The sequence below is a fragment of the Oceanipulchritudo coccoides genome (assembly GCF_010500615.1).
Classification (GTDB): domain Bacteria; phylum Verrucomicrobiota; class Verrucomicrobiia; order Opitutales; family Oceanipulchritudinaceae; genus Oceanipulchritudo; species Oceanipulchritudo coccoides.
On the sequence record NZ_JAAGNX010000003.1, the window covers coordinates 487,421 to 510,300 of the forward strand.

Sequence of the window (22,880 nt, forward strand, 5' to 3'; positions counted from 1 at the left end):
ATAAGAAGCCGCTATCTCAGGGGTTCGTCCTCAAGCGCAATCAAATCCTGCAAGCTTCCAAATTGCTTGAAGATGTCGACAGGCGCATCCATGTCCGAGAGCAGATCCTCAAACAACTGGCCCTTGTCGTGCTTGAGGCGCTCTATTCGCTCCTCGATCGTGCCCTTTGTGATCATACGGTAGACAATGACCCGCTTTTTCTGGCCAATCCGGTGAACCCGGTCGATCGCTTGGGCTTCCACAGCTGGATTCCACCAGGGGTCCAGAAGGAAAACGTAATCAGCCGTCTGCAGGTTGAGGCCCGTGCCACCAGCCCGGAGGCTGACAAAAAATACGGCCGCACCATCCGCTTCTCGGAAGCGTTTCACAGGTTGCTCCCGATCGAGTGTCGACCCGGTCAGCTCCATTTGCGGAATATGCGGATATTCTGATTTGACGGCGATCCGGGCCCGGCGGAGAAACTGTACAAACTGGCTGAAGATGACGACTTTTGACCCGCCCTCAAAGGCTTCTTCCAAGCGTCCGATCAGGCTCATCAGCTTCCCGCTGTGCGTCCAGTGGTCACTATGGTCAGGAAGCAGGGATGGATCGCAACAGGCCTGGCGCAGGCGTGTCAGAAGACTGAAAAGGTGCATCCGCTTGTGCTTGAGAGCCGTTGAGAGGCCATCCTTGAACTCCCCGGAAGCCCCCTTGGTGAGTTCCTCGTAGAAGCGGCGTTGCTGCGATGTGAGTGGGCAGATCCAGTCAAACTCCACCTTCGGCGGCAAGTCACTCGCCACGGCAAGCTTGGTCCTTCGCAGGACGAAGGGTGTGATCTGCGTACGCAGGCGAGGCAGGAAGGTTTCGTCAAGCTTCACGAGATCTTCAAACTGGCGTCGGCTCCCGAGAAAGCCGGGCATCAGAAACCGGAAAAGTGTCCAGAGATCAAGGGGACGGTTTTCCATTGGTGTTCCCGTCAGGGCAATGCGCTGACGGCTGCGAATGGCAAAACAGGCATGGGTCACTTTTGCATCCGGATTCTTGATGCTCTGGGCCTCGTCGAGAATGGCATAGGCAAACTCAATCTCCTCCAGTTGATGCTTGTTGCGACGTAGTTGTGTGTAACTACAAATCCAGAGGGCGGGCGAATCGGCATCAAGAGGGTTTGTCCTGGAAAGAATCCTGATCGGGGTTCCCGGAAAGAAGCGTTCCACCTCAGCCTGCCAGACCGGGACCACACTCGCCGGGCAGACTACCATCACGGGCTTTTCCCCGAGGGCATCCTGGGCGTTGAGGTAAGTGAGGATCTGCAGGGTTTTCCCAAGCCCCATTTCATCGGCAAGAAGTGTATGACAACCAGCCGCCTCCAGTTTTCTCAACCATGAAACGCCCTCCTTCTGATACGGCCGGAGATAGTCTGGAAGTTCCACTTCCTCAAGTCCCTCGCTGGCCTCCTCCAGCTGGCGCCGCCATCGGGCCACTTCCCGCGATAGTCGCAAATCAACATTCGGATCACGGGCAAACGTGAAAAGAAGATAACGGGGAAGAATCCCCTCACCTTCCGACGGAAGAAGCGATTTCCATTCATGGACGCTTCCCAGCGAGCCCGGATCAACTTTGAAAATCCCCTCACCAGGGACAAAATGAACATGCCCGGGATGCCGGAAAAGCTGCTGGCGAATCTCCTCGGAGACGGAAGTTCCACGGTGGGAAAAATCGAACCGGAAACGGCTCTGAATCCCATCCGCTTTCACATCGATGGAGGGCCGTACGAGGGCAAGCCCCCGTTTCCACGCAGCGACACCCTCGCCTTCGACCAATCCGTAACGACGTTTCCATTCGCTTATCTCACGAAGGAAAAACCGCTCAATGACCTCGGGTTCCTGCAGGCGGTAAGTCCCCTCGCGATCTCCCGGTCGGAAACCGCAACGGTGTGCCCTCGCAGTGTATCCAATCAATTGTTCTCGTTCCCAACTGGTGAGCTCTCGCAGGGAAAATTTAGACCAGTCAATCTTGTCCTCCTTGCCTTTCCATCCCGACTCCAGCCATAAGCCGTCGGTGCGTGTTGTCAGGCGCACCCGAAGTCTGCGGCCGGTTTTGTCTGTCTTTTTGGGCTGCTCGATCGGGCGCTCAAAAGGCTTCGGTCCCTCACCATTGTTCTCCAATCGATCGTGCTGTCCCTTCTCGGTCTCCGTCACCGGCGGAAGCTCGTCCGCGATGAACTCCTCAAGTTCATACATCCCGGCCACGGCCAGGCCATGACCGGGGGCCACATCAGGATGAGACTCCCGGAAACTGGGCCCCGATTCATCCCAGTCAACAATGACATACAGCGGTTCCTTACCCTGCTTGAAATGGATAATCGCACTCTTCGGTAGTAGCTCAGTCGAACGCACTTCGCTGGTCCGGTAATAATTCCTACCCCAGCGCAGTTCCTTCTCGGTAAAGAAATTCTCCCAATCACGGTTCAGGCGCTCAAACCAGGTTTCCATGGTGTTGGGCGTGTAGCTGCGTTGAGGGGTGCGGTGGATCATAAGGACACAATGAAACCTCCATTTACTAACACCCCGCCGCGCGGATCAAGCTTTGAAGGGAATTTTGCCACAAAAGACCACTCTTGCCTCTCCAGCAAGCAGGGACACACTCCCTGATATGAGTTCTGTATCCTGTCCGCTCACAATTGAGCGTCGCGTTGAGTTCTCCCAGACAGACGCGGCGGGAATTATCCATTTCTCCAACTATTTCAAGCTGATGGAAGCCGCCGAGGCGGAATTATTCCGTGAATTGGGGCTTTCCCTGCTTTGGCAGGAAGGAGACAATTTTTTCGGCTTTCCGCGGGTAGACTGCCAATGCCGGTTCCGGAGACCGCTCAAATTCGACGAGCAGGTACGTGTGGAATTGGAAATTGAGGAGATCGACTCGGCGAGAATCCATTACCGGTTCGTTTTCCTGAATGCAAAAGGCCGCCGCTGTGCAACTGGCACCATGGTCACTGCCTGTGCGAAAAAGGCCCATGATGGCGAACTCGAGGGGATCGACCTGCCCCGGAATATCCGTGAAGCCCTCTTAAATTGGAAAAATCAAGCGAGTTGAAGCGCTGAACCTTGCATTTTTCGGAGAGCTCCCATTACTGGGTCCCATAGCGATAAATCGCGAATACCAACGAGCAAATGTCCCCCGCCATCAAGATCACTAAAGAGGAAATCAACGACCTGCCCCTTAACGCATACGAGGGTCCGATTACCATCGTCGACGACGATGAGAAACTGGCCAAGGCGCTGAAAGAACTGCGTAAGGAAAAGATCCTCGGCTTCGATACGGAGTCCCGACCATCTTTCAAGAAGGGCCAGAATTATCCGGCTTCCCTGATCCAATTGGGCGGGGAACATCATATCTGGCTCTTTCAGATCAGTAACTTTGCCAGTCTTGATGCCCTCTGGGAAATCCTTGCTGATGAAGAAATCATCAAAGCCGGGGTCGCCATTGCCGATGACATCAAGAAGCTTCAGGAACTGCAGGATTTTACTCCGGGAGGATTTGTCGAGATCGCCACCTTGAGCACGCAAGCTGGTATCCTCAACACCGGTCTGCGAAGCCTTGCCGCCCTGCTTCTGGGTTTTCGCATCTCAAAGCGCGCCCAGGTTTCCAATTGGGCCAAGAATACGCTCACCGATATTCAGATCCAATACGCGGCAACCGATGCCTGGGTCAGTCGGGAGCTCTACCTGCATATGCAACAGTTGAGCCAGCGGGCGGCTGCCAGGGCAAAGACCGCTTCCAGTTGAGATAGCTACTGGCCATGTGGTACCTGCTCGCCGTTTCGATTCTCTGGGGCTTCTCCTTTGGGCTGGTCAAGTCAGAATTCTCAGACCTCAGCGGGGCTACTCTCGCCTGCACAAGGCTCCTGATCGCCCTCCCTTGCTTTATTCCTTTTCTCAAGCGGCCTTACCTCCGCTGGACGCAGCCCAATATCAGGCTGATCTTCACCGGCGCAGTCCAGTATGGACTGATGTATGTCGCCCTCTTCAACGCCTTCACATGGCTGACTGGATATGAGGTCGCCCTTCTGACTATTTTCACGCCCTTGTACGTTGTACTTGCCCATGCTGTAGTGAAAAGACAACTACCCCCGGGATGGTTCTGGTGGACTTCAATCCTTGCCGTCATGGGTGCGCTGTGGATTTTCCAGCCGCAGGCCATTCCGGCAAAATGGCCCGGAATCCTCCTCATGCAGTTGGCCAACCTCTGTTTTGCCTCGGGCCAGATTGCCTGGCGACAAATCCGTGCAAAGCAGCCAACTGCACGCGACACCGACGGATATGCCCTTCTTTATCTGGGGGGCGTACTCGCTGCCCTGCCTTTTGCTCTTCTCCAGAATCCCGTACATGAGCTGGCCCAGCTATCGGGATCCCAATGGGGTGCTTTGCTCTACCTCGGGGCAATTGCTTCCGGACTCGGCTTTTTCCTCTGGAATGCCGGGGCGGCACGCGTCAACCCAGCCACCCTGGCCGTCTTCAACAACCTCAAGATTCCTGTGGCCATCCTGATTTCCATCAACCTCTTCCGGGAACAGGCCAATCTGGCCAGCCTGCTTCCCGGACTGGCTATATTGTTGATCGCCCTTGGCTGGGCCGAATGGGCCAGCCGTCGACAAGCTACCAAGAGTAGCTGAGCGTTGCCCGCCCTTCCCGTCCCGGTCCAGGCGTACCGGGGATCGGCTGGAACTTCTCGTCGGTCAAGTTGTCCAATCGAACAACGAGCCGCCAGTCTTTGTGGAAAAAGTTATCCCAATCTGCCTGCAGGTGCAGGCGAAAGGCCTCATCCCCCCCAGCGCGCAGAGCGTTTGAAGGATGCTCCCGGTATTCCACTTCGGCACGCACCGAGAGCCCCTTGAATAATTCCTTCTCCGCTGAAGCCAGCAGGCGATGACGGGCATAATTCAAGGCATAGAAGCTGGCTGGATCGACCAGGTTACTCGCGTAGGTGGATTCCTTGTCCAGATAGGCGTAACCCAGATCAAGACGCGTCGTCCCGGCACTCCAGCTCAGCCAGGCCTCGATGCCCTCCACGGTAATATCCACAGGGGCCGCCTGACGGGCATTCGGGGAGGCTGATGAAAAGACCCAATCGACCAGATTGGAATCCCTGCGCTGGAACAGGACCAGCTTACCCGCAATATTTCCCTGCTGTGCATGAAAGCCGGCCTCAATCGTTTCCGCATGTTCCCTTCCTAGATCAGGATTGCCCCCGAACAGGCCACTCGGTCCGGAATTCAGGACGGTGTAACCCGGAACCTGACTACTCTCTGAATATTCAGCGTACAAAGTCCATGAACCGTCTTCCAGTGATCCACTTAATCGAGCGCCCGCTTGAGGAGAGCCGACTGTGGAGTCTTGGTCACTGCTTTCAATCCCCATGCCACCGTAAAGGGTCAGTTCCCCAAAATCTGTCCCAATCCGTCGCTGCCCCAAAAGGGCCAACTCCCCGTATTCACGCTTTGAAAAACTGCCATTGACGAGGCTTGTACTGCTTATCAGGTCATCCTTGACGAGGGTCCACCGGTAAATGAAATCCACCACGGCAGTCGAAAAGGCCCCGTCGCCCTGCAGGCTGAATACTTCCGTCTCGTGCTCGAAGAACTTGTTCGGGGCGCTCCGGTTGAATTCGTAATCATCGTCCAGCATGCGCCAGTATCCACCTATCCGGTGAAAGCTTCGGTCACCACGGGTCTCATACTGCCAGCCAACGAGGCTTACTTGATAATGGTCCGTTTCATTCAGGCTGGAAATCCCAGTATACATGCTCGGCCAACCATAAAACTTGTCCACGTACCCTCCAAATATCCGCAAGGTGCCTGATCCCAATTTCCACTCGATCCTGCCACTGACCCGGGTCAGGTCAAAATCCCCGAACTGGACACTGCCATCACCAGATTCACGGCCAACCGCCAGTTGCAGACCCGTCCTTTCATCCAGTTCCTCGCTCACCACGGCCGAAAGGCCCCATTGGTTGTCTGATCCAAGACTGAAACTCAGCCGTCCCCCCGGTTCAATGGCGGCCCAGCTCCAGTCAATGCTACCGGCCGTCGAGTTGAAACCGTTCAGCGCGTTATTCACCCCGGTATACAGTTGCGCCCCACTGAAAAAAGCCGGATCCAGGGGGATTTCCGAAAAGTAGTGCCCCGTCTGGGGATCAAAAAGGGACAGGCCACCAACCATGAGGCCGGTTCCTTCAAAAATTCCTCCGCGGATGGAGATGTCGTTCTGATAGCGCGAACCGCCGCGGCTTTGCAGATCCACCCGGACTTCCCGTTCCATGCGTTCGCTCAGCTGGCCAACAACCTGATCCGGGCCAGCAAGGCTTGAACCGGCATAAACCGGAAATGCGGTCAGCTCCACCACTGGATCACTCCACGCCACAGCCTGAGTCATCAGCACCAATGCTATGAGAAAACCCTTTGTCTCAGGGCTTGTCCTTTTCCAATTTTCCATGCCCCACATCCGATGGATATTGGGCTGGTTGGCAATTGTTAATTAGAATTATTTCTTAGTTAACAATTATCCACGAGGAATCTTAATTTCCCGGCGGAGATAGGTCGGAATATCGAGGTCATCTCCCTCGTAAATGTTACGGCCGGTTTTTTCGAAGACGCCGCGGTTGTCTTCCGGACGGGGAAAAGCAAATTCCTCCTGCTGTTTCCGGCCGATATCCGGAGGGAGACTGAGCTCGAGCTCGGGAGCGGGACGTTTCAAGGGCGGAGCCACCGGCTCATTCGGAGGAATGCTGGCGGACGGAACAGGGTCGTACCCTTTTACAGAGGGGACCCGCCGGAGTGTCCCCATGACGGTAATGCGGAGCTGATTATAGAAGCTGCCATCGATCGAGGCCCCCATGACAATGGAATTGCGGCAACCAAACTTCTCTGAAACAGCATCCATGACCTTGTTGACCATCGCCATTGTCAGGTCGGGCCCACCGGTCAGGTTCACAATCAGCTGATCGGTGTCCTTCACAAAACCTGAATCGGGCAGATGCAAAAGGGGGCAATTGAGAAGGTCGTCGAGAGCCTGCTCCACGAGATCGTCCCCTTTGCCATAGCCCGTGCCGAAAAGCGTTTTGCCGCCTGGTTGAGCAAGCGCGCTTTGCAGGGTGGAAAAGTCGACGTTGATGAGCCCAGTATTGAAGAGCATCGACCAGATCGAGTGCACCCCGAGTTTGATCCACTTGTCAGCCATGGCAAACGCCTCCATCAAGGTGGCAGAATCATCGACTTGCTTGAAAATCAAATCGTTGGGAAGGGAAATCACCGCATGACAACTTTTCTGAAGGGTTTCCAAGGCGTTTCGGGCGCGTTCACCGCGGGCATTGCCTTCGCGCTGGAAGGGCATGGCGACAAAAGCAATTACAAGGGCGCCCTCCTCGGCGGCAAGATCGGCCAGCACGGGGGCGGCCCCGCTCCCGGTTCCACCCCCTAATCCGGAAAGGATGAAGACAAGATCGACCCCTTTAATGAGGCGCTGCAGGAATTCCCGGTCCGCCTCGGCCGCCATGCGCCCTTTTTCCACCGAGCCACCGGAGCTCTTGCCCAATGTGACCGTCTTGCCAAGGAGGAAGGACTCCTCGACCGGTGAGGAAGAAAGAACCTGGCTGTCGGTATCAACAACCGTCAGGTGGACTTGTTCAAGATCCTCCAGCTTGATGCGGTCAACGGCATTTGTTCCAGCTCCGCCAACACCAATAATTTTGATTCGCAAGCCTCCGTCCGGCAACTGGTCGTCGACGAGCGGGTCCTGTTCGGGAAAAAATCCGGGTTGTTCCATAGTTCGGCCTGGTTTGGGGTTATCCAAAAAATCCTGTCATTTTCTTGAGCCACTTGGTCTGTGGCTTGGCGCCTTTGTCGCGCTCTTCCGCCTGTTGGTCATGCAGGGCATTGTAGAGGAGTCCAAGCACGGTGGCATATTCAGGCTGCCGCAGCTCCTCATGTTGCACCCAGGAGGGACTTGTCCCAAGACTGACCGGAACATCGAGGGTGAGCTCAGCCAGTTCAGCAATCTGGGCCGTTTTTGAAACACCACCCGTCAGGATCACACCCCCCGGAAGATTTTTTCGCGTGAGGGCGCTGCCGAGTTTGTTTTTGAGGATGATAAACAATTCCTCAAGGCGTGCATGCGTAATCTTGTTGATGGAAAGTTGCGAATGAAAGCTGTCCCCGATGCTCAAGTCACCAACCAGTGGAACTTTCTGGGTCCGGTCTTCTTTCTGGATAATTGCCTTGGCAGAGCGCTTCTTCAATCCTTCCGCCAACTTGCTTTTTACCCGGAGCCCGAGACTGAGATCATTGGTTACATGGTCGCCACCGACGGGAATGACACCTGTCTGAACAGCCCGCCGTCCACGATAAAGTACGTAATCAGTCGTCCCTTTGCCGATATCAACGACAAGGACGCCCATGCGTTTCTCCTCCTCCGTTGCAAGCAAGGTTCCGGAGGCCAAGGCCGACACGACAATGTCATTCACATCAAGTCCAAAGCCGTTGATTACATTGATGCTGTCCTTGACCTGACGCTCGTCAGCAACGACATGCCAGTATTGAACTTCAAGGTGTGACCCACTGCGCCCCAGGGGATTGTCCACCGGCGTCCCGTCGAGGAGAAAGCCATTGCGGATATGGTGAATATACACTTCACCCGGTTCAAGGGCCTTGTTTCTGGCGTTTTCGACTGCTCGCAGGATATCGTTACGGGAAACCAAATTCTCACTGCTGCTGATACTCGTTGCTCCCGGATGCCGGAATCCCCACAAATGGCTCCCGGTAAGGGATAAATAGACATGCTCAATCTGGGTTCCAGCGGATCGTTCAGCGGCAAGAATGGCGGCATGTGTACAATCGCTGACGCTCCGGATATCCATGATCTGGCCCTTCTTCATCCCCACATTCGTGGATTGGCCGCGACCGATGATGTTCATCATTCTGCCTTCCGACATTTCCGCCACCAGGACGACCACCTTTGAAGTTCCTATTTCAATTGCTCCGACTATTTTTGACCGACTCATGTCCTTTATCGTTCCCGTTTCAGATATTTATTTGTAGCGGATAATAGCTTCTTCCCCGTAAGACAAGTCAATGAAGACCGGTTGTCCCATTTGGTAGCGTTGTGTATGTTCAAGAATTCCCGCCAGCCGCTCGATTTGCTCCTCGATGCCGTTTACAGAAAAGACCAATTCCTCGATGTGGGCGCTCTTGATCCTCACCAAAGATGGGCGATAACCGTCCTCCGTATTCCAATCGCCAAGGTCGACGACGCGCCAATGCCGGGAGACTGCAGGAAGCGTTTCCTTCGCGTACTCAAGCAGGCGCGCGACGGATTCAATTCCCTCTACCGGCATGTATCCGTCACCTTTCCGACGAATTTTCAATCCCGTTGCACCGGGTAATCCGCGAAGGGCATCAGTCGGATATCCAAATCCACGATACAACGACCCGTCACGGGCCAGGAGAAGAACGAGAGGCTCACCGTTTTCATCGCGAATGCGGATACGCAGGATGGGGTTTCGCTCGGAAACCTCCACTGTCATGGTTGATGGAAGGGCGACGGCTACCACGGCCGAAGCAATCTGCCCAGAAGCTTCCAACTCCTCCTTGATCTGGCCCACATCAATCTGTCGGGCATCCTCCTGCAGCTCATCAGCGAATTTCTCGATGAACCATTGCTCACTCAAAACACCATCAGACTTGAAGACGAGATCCACCGAAAGGGGCACTCCCTGAATAGTGGCAGTTTGGGAAACCGTGAAAAAATACCGGATACCCAGAACACCGACAACGATTGCCGCCAAGAGCAGGACCGCCAAGGCGGCTCGGAAAATAATCACCAGTTGGCGCTGCCTGGAGGCCTTGGTTTTGTTGGTACGCCGGGTTCCTTGCTGGATTTTCCTCCATGAGGTGCCTTGGGGCTTTTTCTGACGGGCCATCAATCGCTCCTCCTTCCCTGTTTTCGATCAAGGGCAAACCCAATCCATTCAAGAACAAGTGATTCAAAAGTGAACCCAAGACAGCTGGCTGATTTTGGTAGTAGGCTGGTCGGTGTCATTCCAGGGAGCGTATTGATTTCAAGAAAAAGGAGTTCGCCGTTTCCCCCAAGCCGGAAATCCACACGGGCAAGATCGCGGCAACCGCAGGCATGGAATAACCGTGCTGACCAATCCTCCAGGCGAACTCTCTGGGCATCCTCGATTTCTGCGGGCACCTCATAACGGCTAAGCCCGGAGGTGTATTTATGTTCGTAATCGTATAATCCCCCATCCGGAAAAACCGCTACCACGCCAAGGGGTTTTCCATTCAGGATACCAATGGTCAGGTCGTGACCCTCAAGGAAACTTTCCGCAAGGTAATCGCGACTGGAAAGTTCATCAGCAAGGGATTCAAAACCGGATTTATCATGGACCAGATGCAATCCAACACTGCTGCCATCCAGTCGCGGCTTGATGATCATTTTTTGTCCCAGTCGGGCTGCTAGATTTTCAAATGGCACAGGTTCGCCCGGGAGGAGAAGAAAATCCTCCGCAACGGGAATTCCAATGCGGGCCGCAACAGCCTTGCAGGCAAACTTGTCAAAGCAGAGGGCGCTGGATGCCATGTCGCATCCCGCATACGCAAATCCGGCATCCTCGAGCATCGCACTCAGGCAACCGTCTTCACCGAAGGCTCCATGCACCAGGGGAAGGACCAGATGGCGAGTGGGGTCCAGTGAATCCGGAAGCGTATTGGCAGATAAATCAAACAGGTCGCAGGATAGACCAAGGCCGGTGATTGCCGCTTCAACTGATTGACCGGAAACGAGTGATACCTCACGCTCTGTTCCCGTACCACCGCAGAGCACGGCAATTCGTAATCCGGCTGTCTCGATAGAGGCCTTCCTATCCATTCACCGCCTCCTTTGCTTCGGTGCTGTTTTCCACCGCAGTTGCCCGGAGATGACCGGGATAATAGCTTTCAATAAGTTGTTTGGTCAAATTCTCGGCGGCGTCTCCATGATTCAGCCGACGTAAATTCTGGCGCATGCGCCCAAGCAACCAATCATTGAAGATCAGGTCGAGGACCTCCCTGTAAAGATTGGAGGAATTTTTCTGGTCAATGACAATGCATCCTCCCCGGCGCTCAAGATCCTGCGCATTAGCCAGTTGATGATCATCCGCGGCATACGGAAAAGGGACAAGGATACTTGGTGCCAGACAGCAGACCAACTCGGCCACGGTCCCTGCTCCGGCCCGGCTGAGAACTACATCCGCACAACTGAAAAGCTCATGCAGGGAGCGATGAAAAGCAAATGTACGAATCTCCACGTCAACACCCATGTCCGATTGAAGGACCTTGAGCTCCGGCATCTGGTTCTTGCCGGGACCCGTGACCAGTATTATCCAAATTCCGTCTGATGCGAGAGACTTGTGCGTTTCCTCAACCCAGTCGTTGAGCGCCTTGGCCCCTTGGCTGCCACCAACGACGACGAGCACTTTCGCATGATGTGGAATGTCCATCTCTCTGCGAATCGTCTCTTTGGAAACATGCTTCACTTCCTCGCGGAGAGGCATCCCAAGCCGGCGAATTCGCCTAGCCTCAATCCCGGCAAGGCTGACTCCGTCAGGAAGAAAGACCGTGTCCGCCATTCCCGAAAGAAACCGGATCGATCGACCCACAACACGGTTTGCCTCATGCAGGACAATCGGCACCTTCAATAGCCAGGCAGCAATGACATAACTCACGCTGATGAAGCCTCCAAAGGCGAGAATCATAGCCGGTGGATTTTTCCGCAGATATTGAAATCCCGAAATGAAACTGCGCGTGTTATGCAGGACAAAAAGAAACAGCCCCTTCGGGCTGAGCCGGAATGGCGCCCCCTTGACCCGGCGGTAGTTGAGGTCCGGATAGGATTCCAGGAGGCGGCTGTCCACTTCCTTTTCACTGACCACCAACTCGACGGAGATTCCCGCACGAATCAAGCGCTGGGCCGTGGCGATTCCGGGGGCCAGATGCCCGCCTGTTCCACCACATACGATGTAAACCGGTAGTGCCATACCTGCTACCGGATCTCCCGGGGTTCGATGCGCGGAGGATCGTTCCATCTCCAGATGCTTCGGCAAATAATGCCGAAGAGGAAGTAGGTCACGACCAGGTTGGATCCCCCGTAACTGATAAACGGGAGTGACATGCCTTTTGTCGGAAGACATCCAGTTGAGACACCCATGTTGATCATCGCTTGAAGGGTGATGAAAAGTAGCGAGCCACAGACGAGAAGAAACTGGTAGAGATTCGGGGATTTCTGCAGCTGATGCCAGGTGACCATGAAGAAAATCGAAAAAGCGAGGACCACCGACAAAGTGAAGATCAGCCCAAGCTCCTCACCGATGATTGGAAAAATAAAATCTGTGTGCGCCTCCGGCAAAAAGGCGAATTGTTGACGCCCGTTACCAAGGCCGACGCCATTCACTCCGCCAACGCCGAATCCGATGATGCCCTGCCACAATTGGTATGCTCCTTCACTGCGGTTGCCTTCCACATCCATGAAGGAAAGGATCCGCCCAAGACGAACAGGGTCCTGCGAGATAGCAAAGGCAAACAATCCACCACCCAGAATGGATGTTGGGATCAGGTACTTCAGTGAAACACCGGCAAGGAAAAGAAGAGCGCCTCCGACAACGGCAAACAAAAAGGCGGTCCCGAAATCAGGCTGGGCAAGTATGAGAGCAAAAAACGCCCCAATGATCGCAAGGGGAACCAAAAAGCCCTTTAAAAGGGTGTTACGTTCACGCTGTATCAATGAGAAATATTGGGCAAGGCACAGGATGTAGCCAATTTTGGCGACATCGGATACCTGCATGTTCATCGGGCCAATATCAATCCACCGCCGTGCGCCATTGATCTTCATCCCGATGCCGGGAACAAGAACAAGCACAAGTAGCAAAACTGAACCGGCTGCCACCCACCAGGCTCCACGACGCCATTTCTCATAGTCAAAGACAAGCGCCGAGGCAAAAGCTGTCATGGCAATACCCATCCAGAGGCATTGCCGGAAAAAATAGCCACCGAGGCCGGAAGAGTCGGCCCGGCCAATACTCAACAGCACCAGCAATCCGAGGCCGTTAAGAAACAGGACGGAGAGCCCGAGAAAGACAACAGGCAGGCGGCGACCCACCGTGTAACTCCATAGTCTCTGGCTTTCCGCGACTTGCATCAATTCTGTGGGTTGTCTCCCTGACCTACTTCTTCAACCTCAACAAAGGGAAGTTCTTCATTTTCCAAGGCCTCAAGAGCTGCCATCGGGTCCTCTTCAGCCGTCCGGGTTTCCAAAGGCGGCTGAGTTGTCGTGATGGAATCACTACGTGTAGGTGCCGGAGTGGGCACTGTCTGGACAGGCTGTAAGGATTGCTCAACAGGAAGCGGTTCGGGTTGGACAGAACCTTGGCTTGGAATGACCAGATTCCGCCCGACATAAAGTCTTCGCGGATCAGTTATGTTGTTCGCGGCCATCAGCTCCTTGGAGGAAATCCCGTATTTACGGGCAATTCCGCTGGGCGTGTCACCCGCTTTCACGGTGTAGGTATTCAGGCCGCTCGTGGAGGTCCTTGTCGAGGATGTCTGAACAGGAGAACTAGTCACCGTGGAACTGCCTTGGACTGAATCGGGAACAATAAGGGTCTGGCCGACATAAATGGTATCCCGGCTCAGATTGTTGAGGGACTTGATAATCCGGACGGATGTTCCGTGACGGGCGGCAATCGCACTCAAGGTATCACCTTTCTGCACGCTAATTTCCTTCCCGGCATATTCCGTCTCAACAGATGCCTCGTCCTCCCCGTTTCGGCTTTCTGGAATCAGGAGGGACTGGCCGACATAGATGGTCGAGTTTTTACTCAATCCGTTGGCTGAAAGAAGCTCATTCAGGGAAATGCCTTCCTTCCGGGCGATACCACTCAGGGTGTCCCCTTTCTGCACGCTGACCTTGCGCGTGACCGGAGGAAGAGAAAAGGAATCGCTCACTGGTTCATCAACCGGCTGCAACAGACCCATGTCCGACTCAACCCGCTGGGTTGGTGTGGTGGGACGGGTTGGTTGGCTCAGCGTCCGCCCAGTTGCGCTAGCCGAGCGTTGGGCAACACCCGCATTGAAAGCCGGATCCAGCTCAGTCATGGGTTGTGGCGCTGAATAATCCGCAGATGGAGGCATGGCGGTCATAGCTGGATCAGGTTCTTCCTGAGCCCGGCTTTGGCACCCTGGCTGGATAAAAAGCAACCCGATGATTGCTAGATGAAAGAGAATAACGAGACTGAATACGGACCAGATTTTCATAATAGTTTCCTGTATGTTGAAATTAGACACTCCCCCTCTGATGCTTCAAACCTAAAACCGCGTTTTCATAGCAGATTCCACGCTCAATTACGTTCTCATACTCCTCGCCGGCAACAAAGCCTGGACTGAAGACAATGGGCACATCGCCACCAGCCATGTTGAAGGCCTCCTCAACTGCACTACGGAGGTCTCCCGAGCCGGATGAAGGCACGCCTTTTTCACGAAGAACAGGGAGCAACCGGGCATTTACATCGCCCGTGACCACCGCCCCACGCAAACAGGGAGCAATTGAGCTGATAAATCTTTGCAGATCCCCTCCGCGATAATGGCCCCCGCCAATCCAGACGACCGGCCCACCAAAATTCTTCAGGGCCGCCTCCGTGGCAGCAAAATTGCCGGCATTGGAGTCATTCCAGAACTGTGTTTTCCCAATAATGGACAGCAAGTGCAGTCGATGGGCTCGCACCTCAAAACTTTCAGCCGCACTCTTCAGGAGGGAATCCGAATGTCCGTTCTCCAGCCACCATCGCCGAAATAGTGCCAATGCGGGCCGGTGGATGTCGGTGGCAAATGCTGAACTTGAGGGAAGGTCCCAGTCGGGATAATCTTCCGGAGTGAGGGGGCGAGCCCGGGAAGGCATCTCCAGCCCGTGTTCGGCAGCAGTCTCAAATACCGAGTCCCCGAAATACAATCCTGCTTTGGGACTCAACTTTGATAGCCGAATCAGCTGCTCGAAGAGCGCTTTCCGGGTAGCTGGATCCTCGACATGGTCCTCGTGGAAATTCGTCCAGAAAAGCGCATCAAACCGGAATTCCTTCAGCGGAACAGCATAGGAAAGCCCAATCTCACACACCGCCGTCACCCCGTCCAGCTCAGGCCTGACGGCAAGCCTCGAAAGTGGGTACTGGTTTTGCCCTGCACCAACCGCGCTGATCCCGGAACGCTTCAGGCTGAATGTGATAAACTCCTGCAGGGTGGTTTTCCCATTGGTTCCCGTGACGACAAGGGTCGGTCCGCGGCGCAACTGCTGGGCAAAGTCGATTTCACTGACCAGATGGCACCCTGCCCCCTCGGCAATGCCAATCCATGGATGGTCCAACCGGAAGGCCGGGCTGTGGATGATCAGCTTGTGACGCTTGGCCTCCTCGGGAGTGAAAGCGTGTGTCACAGCGCCTTCCTCACCGGTTCGCTCATCGTAAATCACGTAGTGCGCGCCCAGCTTCTCGAGCAGCTGTGTCACTGCCTGCCCGCTTGCCCCAACGCCAAGAATACCGACCGGCGACTTCAGCAATTTGCGATAATGATCAGGAATGGTTTCGAGGAGGCTCATCTTAGTTTCAATGTTGCCAGCCCAATGACGGCGAAAACGAGGGAAAGGATCCAGAAACGGATCACAACCTGCGTTTCAGCCCAACCGCCGAGCTCAAAGTGATGGTGAATCGGGGACATCCGGAAAAGGCGCTTTTGGGAAGACTTGAAGTATCCAACCTGCAGGATGACGGAGAGAGCCTCGATGACAAAAATCCCGCCAATGATGACAAGCGTTATTGGCTGGAGAATCATGAAGGCAATGATGCCAATAAGTCCGCCAAGGGCAAGGCTTCCCGTATCCCCCATGAAAATGGCGGCCGGATGGGCATTATGCCAAAGAAATGCAAGGCAGGCCCCGCATAGGACAGATGTTAAAACGGTCAATTCTCCGGTTCCGGGCATGAAGGGAACCAGGAGATAATCCGCATAAATGGCGTTTCCAGAGGCGTAAGCCATCAGGCCGTAAGCCATGGCAACCGTCACCGTGCAGCCAATGGCGAGGCCGTCCACCCCATCGGTGAGATTGATCGCATTGCTGGATCCCGCGAGGACGAAGAAGAGGAATATCACGAGAAATGGTAGCGGCATGACCGCTACAATCGGCGCCTTGTAAAACGGGAGCCAGAGCTGGCGCACAAAATCCGCACTGTCCGGACTTGAGAGCAGCATCCCCAGCGCGAAAACGGTGAGAACGGCCTGACCGAGGAGCTTGAGTTTTCCTGGAAGGCCCTTCGTGTTGCGACGGGAAATCTTCAAATAATCATCGAGAAAGCCGATCACGGTCAAACCGGAGTAGACCGTCAGGGCAGTAAAGATGAAAATGTTCCACTTTGCCCAAAGGAGTGTGCTCGTCACGACCGCGATAAAAACAATCAACCCGCCCATTGTCGGGGTTCCCTGCTTTTTGATATGAAGGTCTGCCAGCTTGCCCACTTGGTCAGCCGTGCGCATCATCTGTTTCGCCTTGATTGCCCGCAGGCGGTTGATGATCAGTGGGGCAATCACCATACCGACGATCAAGGCGGTCCCTGCGCCACCCATTGCCCGCAGGGAAATATAGCGGAAAAGGCGAAGCGGTCCCCAAAGGCCTTCAAAATCAGCCAGGTAGCTTAACATGGCTTTGCTCCTTCCGGCACAAGGGATTCAAGTCCGTAGCTACGGCTTCCCTTTAGGAAGACGGCCCCTGTGAAAGTGTGGATAACCCTGCGCAACTCATCAAGGTTGTCCATGATGTGGATAGCATCGTCAGGAAGGCCGGATTCCTGTAAGCCTTGGCGCATCCATTCAGCTCCATCTCCAAGGAGGTAAATATTTGAATTGGCCGGCAACCCAAGTTTCCTGGCGGTATCACGGTGCCACTGCATTGAATCTTTCCCCAATTCATTCATGCTCCCAAGAACATACAGTTGAGGATGATCCGCAAAGAGATTCTTGAAGCGGCTCACACTGTCGAGCATGGAGCCCGGATTTGCATTGTAGCAATCCACATACAAGCGAAGCTTGTTATGCGAAAACACCTCTCCGCGGTGGAGAAATGGCCGCCAGCTCTCAAGGCAAGCCTGCAAGGTTCCCTCCGGAACCCCGAAATACAAGGCGGTGTGCACGACGAGGGCAAGATTGGTCACCATTCCCGGGCTCCCCGCCATGAAGGAGAATGATCCCAGCGGCATGGAGCCATCTGTTGTCAGATGGCCCATGCCGCGGGACTTCTCGTCCTCAGTCCAATTGTAGTGGTAAAGTATTACGTTGTTGAGTTCCTCGAGGCCAGCCGGGATCTCCTCGTCACCAACCGATATGGCGTGAATCTGGATTGAATCAGGAATTTCCCGGAAGGCCTGGTACTGCAGCAGGGAAACTGGAAGAATAACGCGTCCACCCGGACGGACACCCTTCGCCAGAAAGGACTTTTCCTGCGCGACTCCCTCAAGATCCCCCAAACGCTCCAGATGAGCCGGGCCAACCGCTGTGATGATGGCCAGTTCAGGATCAATCAAGTCGGCCAATAACTCCATCTCCCCAACATCATTGATGCCCGCCTCGACAATAGCGCCAGCGTCGTGATGGGAATCAAGCTCCAGAAGGGTCAACGGCACACCCAGCGTGTTGTTGAGATTGGCGTAGGTCCGGAACCACTGTGAGCCCATGACCGTGCCCAGCAATTCCTTAACGGTTGTCTTGCCATAGCTTCCAGTAATCCCGACCACCGGAAGGGTAAATCGCTGACGCCAGTTGCGGGCGAGGGAATGCAACGAGTGGAGTGGATCTTCCACGACCATCTGCGGCAGCTTGACGGAATGGTCAGGCTTCGAAACGATCGCACACAGGGCTCCATTATCACAGGCGTGCTGGAGAAAATCGTGCCCGTCCTGCCGGTCTGTCTTCAGGGCGACAAAGGATTGGCCAGGCTCAAGGACCCGTGTGTCGATGGCGAAGGTGGTCAGAGGCGAAGACGGGTGACCTTCCGCCCACGCACCATGGGCAATTGTCGCAGCTTCCGCTGGGTCAAGTATCGCCATTATTGGTTATGCCATTGCTGGTTTTTTAATATTTCGAGGGCGACCGCACGATCATCAAAGGGAACCACGCAATCACCAAACTCCTGGAAAGTCTCGTGTCCCTTACCGGCAATCAGTACGGTGTCTCCGGGACGAGCCTGGGCAATAGCCGCCGCAATGGCAGCCCTTCGGTCATCGATGAAGCGAAGGTTGTCATGGGATTCATTGCTCCGACGCATATCCTCAAAAATAGCTTCGATGGTCTCATTGCGCGGATTGTCCGCAGTCGCGATTGCGATGTCGCTTTTCCGCGCGACAATATCGGTAATGACTGGCCGGGTTTTGTCGTCCCGGTTTCCGCCACATCCGAATATCGTGATCAGGCGACCCTTGGTGAGCCCGCGCAACATATCCAGCCCCTTGTCGTATGCGGCCTCCGTGTGCATGTAATCGACGACAAGGTTGAAAGGACACTCCACATCCAGACGTTCCATGCGTCCGCGCACCGCTGGAAATGAAAGAAGGTCCGCGCCCATTTGAACCGGATCAAGGCCCTCGGCATAGCCACAGGCAATCGCCGCAAGCGTGTTTTGCAGATTGAATTCACCCAATAGCGGGCTGACCAGCTTGACCTGTCCCTCCGGCCAATTGAGGGTAAAACGCGTATCCCGTTCCGAATAAGTGATCCTCGAAGCCCGGATTGTCGCCCCCTCGCTACAACCGAAGGTCAGCGCCTTTGCTTTAAGGCTTTCCGGAGCCGTCTCAAGAATGGAATGGACCCGGCCATCATCGATACCGGCGATAAAATATTTGAGCCCTTTCGCCTGACCCTTCACATACTCGCGCTCCAGTGAAACATACTGCTCAAGGGAGCCATGATAATTGAGATGTTCCGGAGTGAGATTGGTCAGAACAAGATTACGGAACTGAAGTCCTTCCACGCGTTTCTGGTCAATGCCGTGCGCACTCACCTCCATGAGGACCCGGCGACATTCGCGTTGCTTGATTTGTGCAAAGAGGCCGAACAGTTCAATGGCCTCTGGAGTTGTCCGGTGTGCCGGCAGGGTTCGCCCACCCACCGAGTAATTGATGGTTCCCAAAACACCAAGTGGTCCGTCCTTGGACAGGAAGTGCTTCAGCAATGTGCAGGCTACGGTCTTGCCGCTCGTTCCGAGAAAGCCCGTCAACTCAAGGGCCTTTTCCGGGTGGCCATAAAAGCGTGAAGCCACGCAGGCGACAAAGGATCGCAGGTCATTTGTTTGGACAAGCGTGACGTTCGGTGGCACCCAGCAATCCTTTTCACAGACAATGACTGAGGCCCCGCGATCAATCGCTTCCGACACATAGAAATGTCCGTCCGTGCGCAATCCCGGCAAGGCAATGAACATTGAACCGGACACAACCCGGCGACTGTCAGTCGCAAGGGCACGGACCGTCACAGTGTCCTTACCGGTAACGATCAGTCCGGAAATGCCCGATATCAGGTGCTTGAGAGTTGGTGTCATGTGCCTCCTTTGCACGGCGCGCTCGAGCAACATGGCAGAGCCTTGGGCCCGGCAATCTGCGACTGAGACGCGACGAAGCGTGTGCCGTTCTGGTTCACGTAATGAGTTTAAACTAAATTCTGTCATTTGAAACAATAAAGGGTTCCAGATTGTCTGGTTTTTTGATGTCGAGGTGAGGAATGAGCTTCATCCCGATATCCTGAAAAAGAGGGGCTGCAACTGCTCCGCCATAGGCAGGTCCGTCGACTTTTGCATCATCCACCACAACCGTGATGACGACCGCCGGGTTTTTGGCCGGAAAAAATCCACTAAAGGAGGCAACGTGGTGATTATGACTATATTGCCCGTCTATGATTTTCCGGGCCGTTCCGGTCTTTCCCGCGACAGCATAACCGGGCAGCGCTGCCCGCCGGGCTGTTCCTTCCGGGCTGACCACCTTGGTCAGCATCTGTTTCATCTGGCGGGCGGTGTACTCGGAGATGACGCGGGTCCGCTTGTCAGGATCAAGCGCGATTGCCTGTGCGCTCGTGGGATCAAGGACTTTCTCGAGCAGCCGTGGCTGAACCCAAACTCCGTCATTGGCAATAGTGGCCATCGCGAGGTGTACCTGCATCGGGGTCGCCCCGATTGCATAGCCAGTGGGAAGCCGGCTGATCGTGTAGCCATCCCAATCCTTGACCATGGGCAGGTTTCCCTTGGAATCGCCCTCGAGGGCCCACCCCACGGGTTGCCCGAATCCGAATTGCCGGGCCCAGGCGTACATGCGCTCTTCACCGAGCATCATGCCAATCGTGGCGGCACCCCGATTGCTTGACTTGGCAACCACAGTCCTCACCGGCACGGTACCGAGATCCCGGTGGTCCGATGGCATCGGGATGGATACGCCGTTGAACTCTTTCCGTTGGATGCTGCAATTGATCTCACTGTCCGGATGGACCAAGCCGTCCTCAAGCGCTCCTGAAACTGCAACGATTTTAAAGGTCGACCCTGGTTCATACTGATCGGAGACAGCCCGGTTCCGTTGTGAGGCAATTGGGAATTCCCAGAATTCGTTGGGGTCAAAAGTCGGATAGTTTGTCAGTCCAAGTATTTCACCCGTGCGCGGACAGGAAACAATCACCGTTGCTGCTTCCGGCTGCGTCGCCTCCACCAACTCCTTCAGTGACGATTCGATGATGGATTGAATAATCAGGTCAAGGGTCAGCTGAATGTGCATCCCGTCGCGCGGTGTCACTTCACGATCCCTGAAGGCGGCCAATTCGCGCCGTCGTCCGTCCACCTCGGTTTCCCGCCAACCGGACTGGCCGCGCAGATAATAATCAAGCGCACTCTCAACGCCCATCACGGGAGTCTGTTCCTTGTTGATAAATCCAATGAGGTGAGCCCCCAGTTCCTTTCCGGGATAATAGCGCTCGTAGCGGCGATTGCCATAGACGCCTTTTAATCCGATTTCCTGGACTGCCGCGTAAACATCCTCATCAATTTCCGCAATCGGGACCCAGCGGACAAGACGGGCCTGTCCCTTGCTGTCGATCCGTTCCCGGCGGTCCAAAAGAGCACTGAGCTCGGCAAAATCCATGTCAATGACACCGGCCAGCATGGCCAGTTTGGAGTTTTGCTCACCGTCCACGACTTGCGGATCCGCCCCGAGCAGGATTCGTGAGCGTGTCCCTGCGAGAAGATTCCCATTGCGATCGAGAATATCCCCCCGCCGGGCCTCGAGCTTCAGCAGGCGCTTGCGGACAATTTCCACCTCCGCGGCGATTTCTTCAGCCTCTAATACCTGGAGAAAATACAACCGCCCGCATAACAGCAAAAAGCCGGCGAGGATAATCGCCGTGCATAAATGAAACCGGGAGCTTTTGACACATACCCGCGACATCAATCTATGGGCACAAGGGATTCCATCACAGCCAGGTCAATTGAATGGCGAAAGGGATCCTTCTTACCGGACTTTTCAGGGGCTGTCCCCTTCGCGGCATAAGCATTTCCGCGTTCCGATGCCCAGCGAATGTAGACGACCTGGTCCGCTTTCGGAGGACCCAGGCTCAGCCCAAGACGCTTGACCTGCCGCTCAAGGTAAAGCGGCTGGTGAATTTCAGCTATCTTCGTGTCAACGTAGCGCAGGCGGCGCTCTTCCTTGGCAATTTCTGTTTCCAGCGAACGAGTTGCCTGGGCCGTTAACTCAATCTTCTGTCGCAACCAAAGTAGGCCCAGGCAACCGCTCACCGTAACCGCTGCCAGCAATATAAGCAGCGTCAAAATTCGTGTATAAATCCGTGTCTCTTCCTGTATCATCGCACTCATGCCACTTTCTTCTCCCTCTCCAGTACCCGTAACTTGGCCGATCGTGACCGTGGGTTGCGGGCACTCTCCTCTTCATCTGCCACTACCGGCTTGCGCGTCAGGATGTTGGCCTGACGGACACGGAATTGTCCGGGAGTGGAATCACGTCCATGTTCTGGACGACCCGCCATGCGGCGGAAAAAACGTTTTACAATGCGGTCTTCCAGCGAATGGAAACTGATCGCCGCCAGGCGCCCGCCATAGGACAGCTTTTCAAAGGCAGCCGGCAGAGCGGTTTCAATCACCGCCAGCTCGCGGTTTACCGCAATGCGTACACCTTGGAAGGTGCGTGTGGCTGGATGGATCCGGTCATTGGGGCGACGACCACCAACAGCGTTCTCAACCAATGCCGCGAAGGCCAGGGTGCGCTCAAGTTGCTCGGTCCCGCGGGCCGATTCGATCGCCGTGACGACCCGATACCAGCGTTGCTCCTCACCATAGCCGCGCACGGCCTGGACAAGGTCATCATGGCTGGCCGTCTGCAGGAATTCGCTGGCAGGAACCCCTTCAGTCGGGTTCATCCGCATATCGAGCGGGGCATCCTCACGAAAGGAGAATCCGCGCTCGGGCTCATCGAAGTGATAGGAGCTGACCCCGAAATCAAAGAGGATACCAAGGAAATCCTGTTCCTCCAGTGAGCCGATTTCTTCAAAGTTCTTGTGGTAAATGGAAAGTCGGCCGGGATAGGAAGCCTGCAGGCGCTTGCCGCGCGCTATCGCAGCTGGATCACAGTCCATGGCAACAACCGTGTTGCGGTCATCCGCCTCGAGCAGGGCCCGAGTGTGCCCTCCCCCGCCGAAGGTCGCATCGAGGTAATTCCCGCTGCGACCTTCGGTCAGGAAAGACACGACCGGATTGAGCAAGACCGGTTCATGCTGACTGGTATCCTTATCCTCCATC

19 protein-coding genes are annotated in these 22,880 nt (G+C 55.1%); 3 read left to right on the plus strand and 16 right to left on the minus strand.

The features are described 5' to 3' along the window. Positions 1–11: 11 nt before the first annotated feature. Positions 12–2,513, minus strand: coding sequence for a DEAD/DEAH box helicase (locus G0Q06_RS12540; RefSeq protein WP_163966619.1), 2,502 nt, complete (start codon positions 2,511–2,513; stop codon positions 12–14). A gap of 118 nt (positions 2,514–2,631) precedes the next feature. Here G0Q06_RS12540 and G0Q06_RS12545 point away from each other — a divergent pair, with 118 nt between their 5' ends. The 3 genes from G0Q06_RS12545 to G0Q06_RS12555 all read left to right on the plus strand — a co-directional run bounded on the left by G0Q06_RS12545 (position 2,632) and on the right by G0Q06_RS12555 (position 4,651). After that, positions 2,632–3,072, plus strand: a complete 441-nt coding sequence (locus G0Q06_RS12545; protein ID WP_163966621.1) for an acyl-CoA thioesterase — start codon at positions 2,632–2,634, stop codon at positions 3,070–3,072. A gap of 77 nt (positions 3,073–3,149) precedes the next feature. Beyond that, a complete protein-coding gene (locus tag G0Q06_RS12550; RefSeq protein ID WP_163966623.1) occupies positions 3,150–3,764 on the plus strand; it encodes a 3'-5' exonuclease in 615 nt (204 codons plus the stop codon). A gap of 14 nt (positions 3,765–3,778) precedes the next feature. Beyond that, positions 3,779–4,651: an EamA family transporter gene (locus G0Q06_RS12555; protein WP_163966625.1), complete on the plus strand. Its 873-nt coding sequence runs from the start codon at positions 3,779–3,781 to the stop codon at positions 4,649–4,651. Here the strand turns inward: G0Q06_RS12555 and G0Q06_RS12560 are convergent. The 15 genes from G0Q06_RS12560 to rsmH all read right to left on the minus strand — a co-directional run bounded on the left by G0Q06_RS12560 (position 4,635) and on the right by rsmH (position 22,879). Then, positions 4,635–6,470: a TonB-dependent receptor domain-containing protein gene (locus tag G0Q06_RS12560; RefSeq protein WP_238710811.1), complete on the minus strand. Its 1,836-nt coding sequence runs from the start codon at positions 6,468–6,470 to the stop codon at positions 4,635–4,637. The two genes, G0Q06_RS12555 and G0Q06_RS12560, sit on opposite strands and share 17 nt — an antisense overlap. A 66-nt stretch (positions 6,471–6,536) precedes the next feature. Further along, positions 6,537–7,799 carry a cell division protein FtsZ gene (locus G0Q06_RS12565; RefSeq protein ID WP_163966630.1) on the minus strand — a complete coding sequence of 421 codons (1,263 nt, stop codon included), beginning with the start codon at positions 7,797–7,799 and terminating at the stop codon, positions 6,537–6,539. 19 nt (positions 7,800–7,818) lie between these two features. Continuing rightward, a complete protein-coding gene (gene ftsA, locus G0Q06_RS12570; protein WP_163966633.1) occupies positions 7,819–9,033 on the minus strand; it encodes a cell division protein FtsA in 1,215 nt (404 codons plus the stop codon). A gap of 27 nt (positions 9,034–9,060) precedes the next feature. After that, the gene (locus G0Q06_RS12575; RefSeq protein WP_163966634.1) at positions 9,061–9,951 is read right to left on the minus strand and encodes a cell division protein FtsQ/DivIB; all 891 of its coding nucleotides are present in this window, start codon (positions 9,949–9,951) and stop codon (positions 9,061–9,063) included. After that, the gene (locus tag G0Q06_RS12580) at positions 9,951–10,904 is read right to left on the minus strand and encodes a D-alanine--D-alanine ligase family protein (protein ID WP_163966637.1); all 954 of its coding nucleotides are present in this window, start codon (positions 10,902–10,904) and stop codon (positions 9,951–9,953) included. Before G0Q06_RS12580 ends, G0Q06_RS12575 begins: the two co-directional genes overlap by 1 nt. Then, positions 10,897–12,099, minus strand: coding sequence for a UDP-N-acetylglucosamine--N-acetylmuramyl-(pentapeptide) pyrophosphoryl-undecaprenol N-acetylglucosamine transferase (locus tag G0Q06_RS12585; RefSeq protein ID WP_163966640.1), 1,203 nt, complete (start codon positions 12,097–12,099; stop codon positions 10,897–10,899). Before G0Q06_RS12585 ends, G0Q06_RS12580 begins: the two co-directional genes overlap by 8 nt. Next, on the minus strand, positions 12,057–13,208 hold the full coding sequence (locus G0Q06_RS12590; protein ID WP_163966642.1) for an FtsW/RodA/SpoVE family cell cycle protein: 1,152 nt from the start codon (positions 13,206–13,208) through the stop codon (positions 12,057–12,059). The genes G0Q06_RS12585 and G0Q06_RS12590 overlap by 43 nt, the downstream gene beginning before the upstream one ends. Further along, on the minus strand, positions 13,208–14,323 hold the full coding sequence (locus G0Q06_RS12595) for a muramidase family protein (RefSeq protein WP_163966644.1): 1,116 nt from the start codon (positions 14,321–14,323) through the stop codon (positions 13,208–13,210). The genes G0Q06_RS12590 and G0Q06_RS12595 overlap by 1 nt, the downstream gene beginning before the upstream one ends. Before the next feature lie 22 nt (positions 14,324–14,345). Next, complete coding sequence (locus G0Q06_RS12600) at positions 14,346–15,653, minus strand: Mur ligase family protein (RefSeq protein ID WP_163966646.1); 1,308 nt, start codon at positions 15,651–15,653, stop codon at positions 14,346–14,348. Continuing rightward, the gene (gene mraY, locus G0Q06_RS12605) at positions 15,650–16,750 is read right to left on the minus strand and encodes a phospho-N-acetylmuramoyl-pentapeptide-transferase (RefSeq protein ID WP_163966648.1); all 1,101 of its coding nucleotides are present in this window, start codon (positions 16,748–16,750) and stop codon (positions 15,650–15,652) included. Before mraY ends, G0Q06_RS12600 begins: the two co-directional genes overlap by 4 nt. After that, positions 16,744–18,150: a UDP-N-acetylmuramoyl-tripeptide--D-alanyl-D-alanine ligase gene (locus G0Q06_RS12610; RefSeq protein ID WP_163966650.1), complete on the minus strand. Its 1,407-nt coding sequence runs from the start codon at positions 18,148–18,150 to the stop codon at positions 16,744–16,746. Before G0Q06_RS12610 ends, mraY begins: the two co-directional genes overlap by 7 nt. Then, on the minus strand, positions 18,150–19,634 hold the full coding sequence (locus G0Q06_RS12615; protein ID WP_163966652.1) for a UDP-N-acetylmuramoyl-L-alanyl-D-glutamate--2,6-diaminopimelate ligase: 1,485 nt from the start codon (positions 19,632–19,634) through the stop codon (positions 18,150–18,152). The genes G0Q06_RS12610 and G0Q06_RS12615 overlap by 1 nt, the downstream gene beginning before the upstream one ends. Before the next feature lie 112 nt (positions 19,635–19,746). Next, the gene (locus G0Q06_RS12620; protein WP_238710818.1) at positions 19,747–21,432 is read right to left on the minus strand and encodes a peptidoglycan D,D-transpeptidase FtsI family protein; all 1,686 of its coding nucleotides are present in this window, start codon (positions 21,430–21,432) and stop codon (positions 19,747–19,749) included. Positions 21,433–21,515: 83 nt separating this feature from the next. Beyond that, the gene (locus G0Q06_RS12625; RefSeq protein ID WP_163966655.1) at positions 21,516–21,941 is read right to left on the minus strand and encodes a hypothetical protein; all 426 of its coding nucleotides are present in this window, start codon (positions 21,939–21,941) and stop codon (positions 21,516–21,518) included. Further along, the gene (gene rsmH / locus G0Q06_RS12630) at positions 21,938–22,879 is read right to left on the minus strand and encodes a 16S rRNA (cytosine(1402)-N(4))-methyltransferase RsmH (RefSeq protein ID WP_163966658.1); all 942 of its coding nucleotides are present in this window, start codon (positions 22,877–22,879) and stop codon (positions 21,938–21,940) included. The genes G0Q06_RS12625 and rsmH overlap by 4 nt, the downstream gene beginning before the upstream one ends. Between the last annotated feature and the right edge of the window lies 1 nt (position 22,880).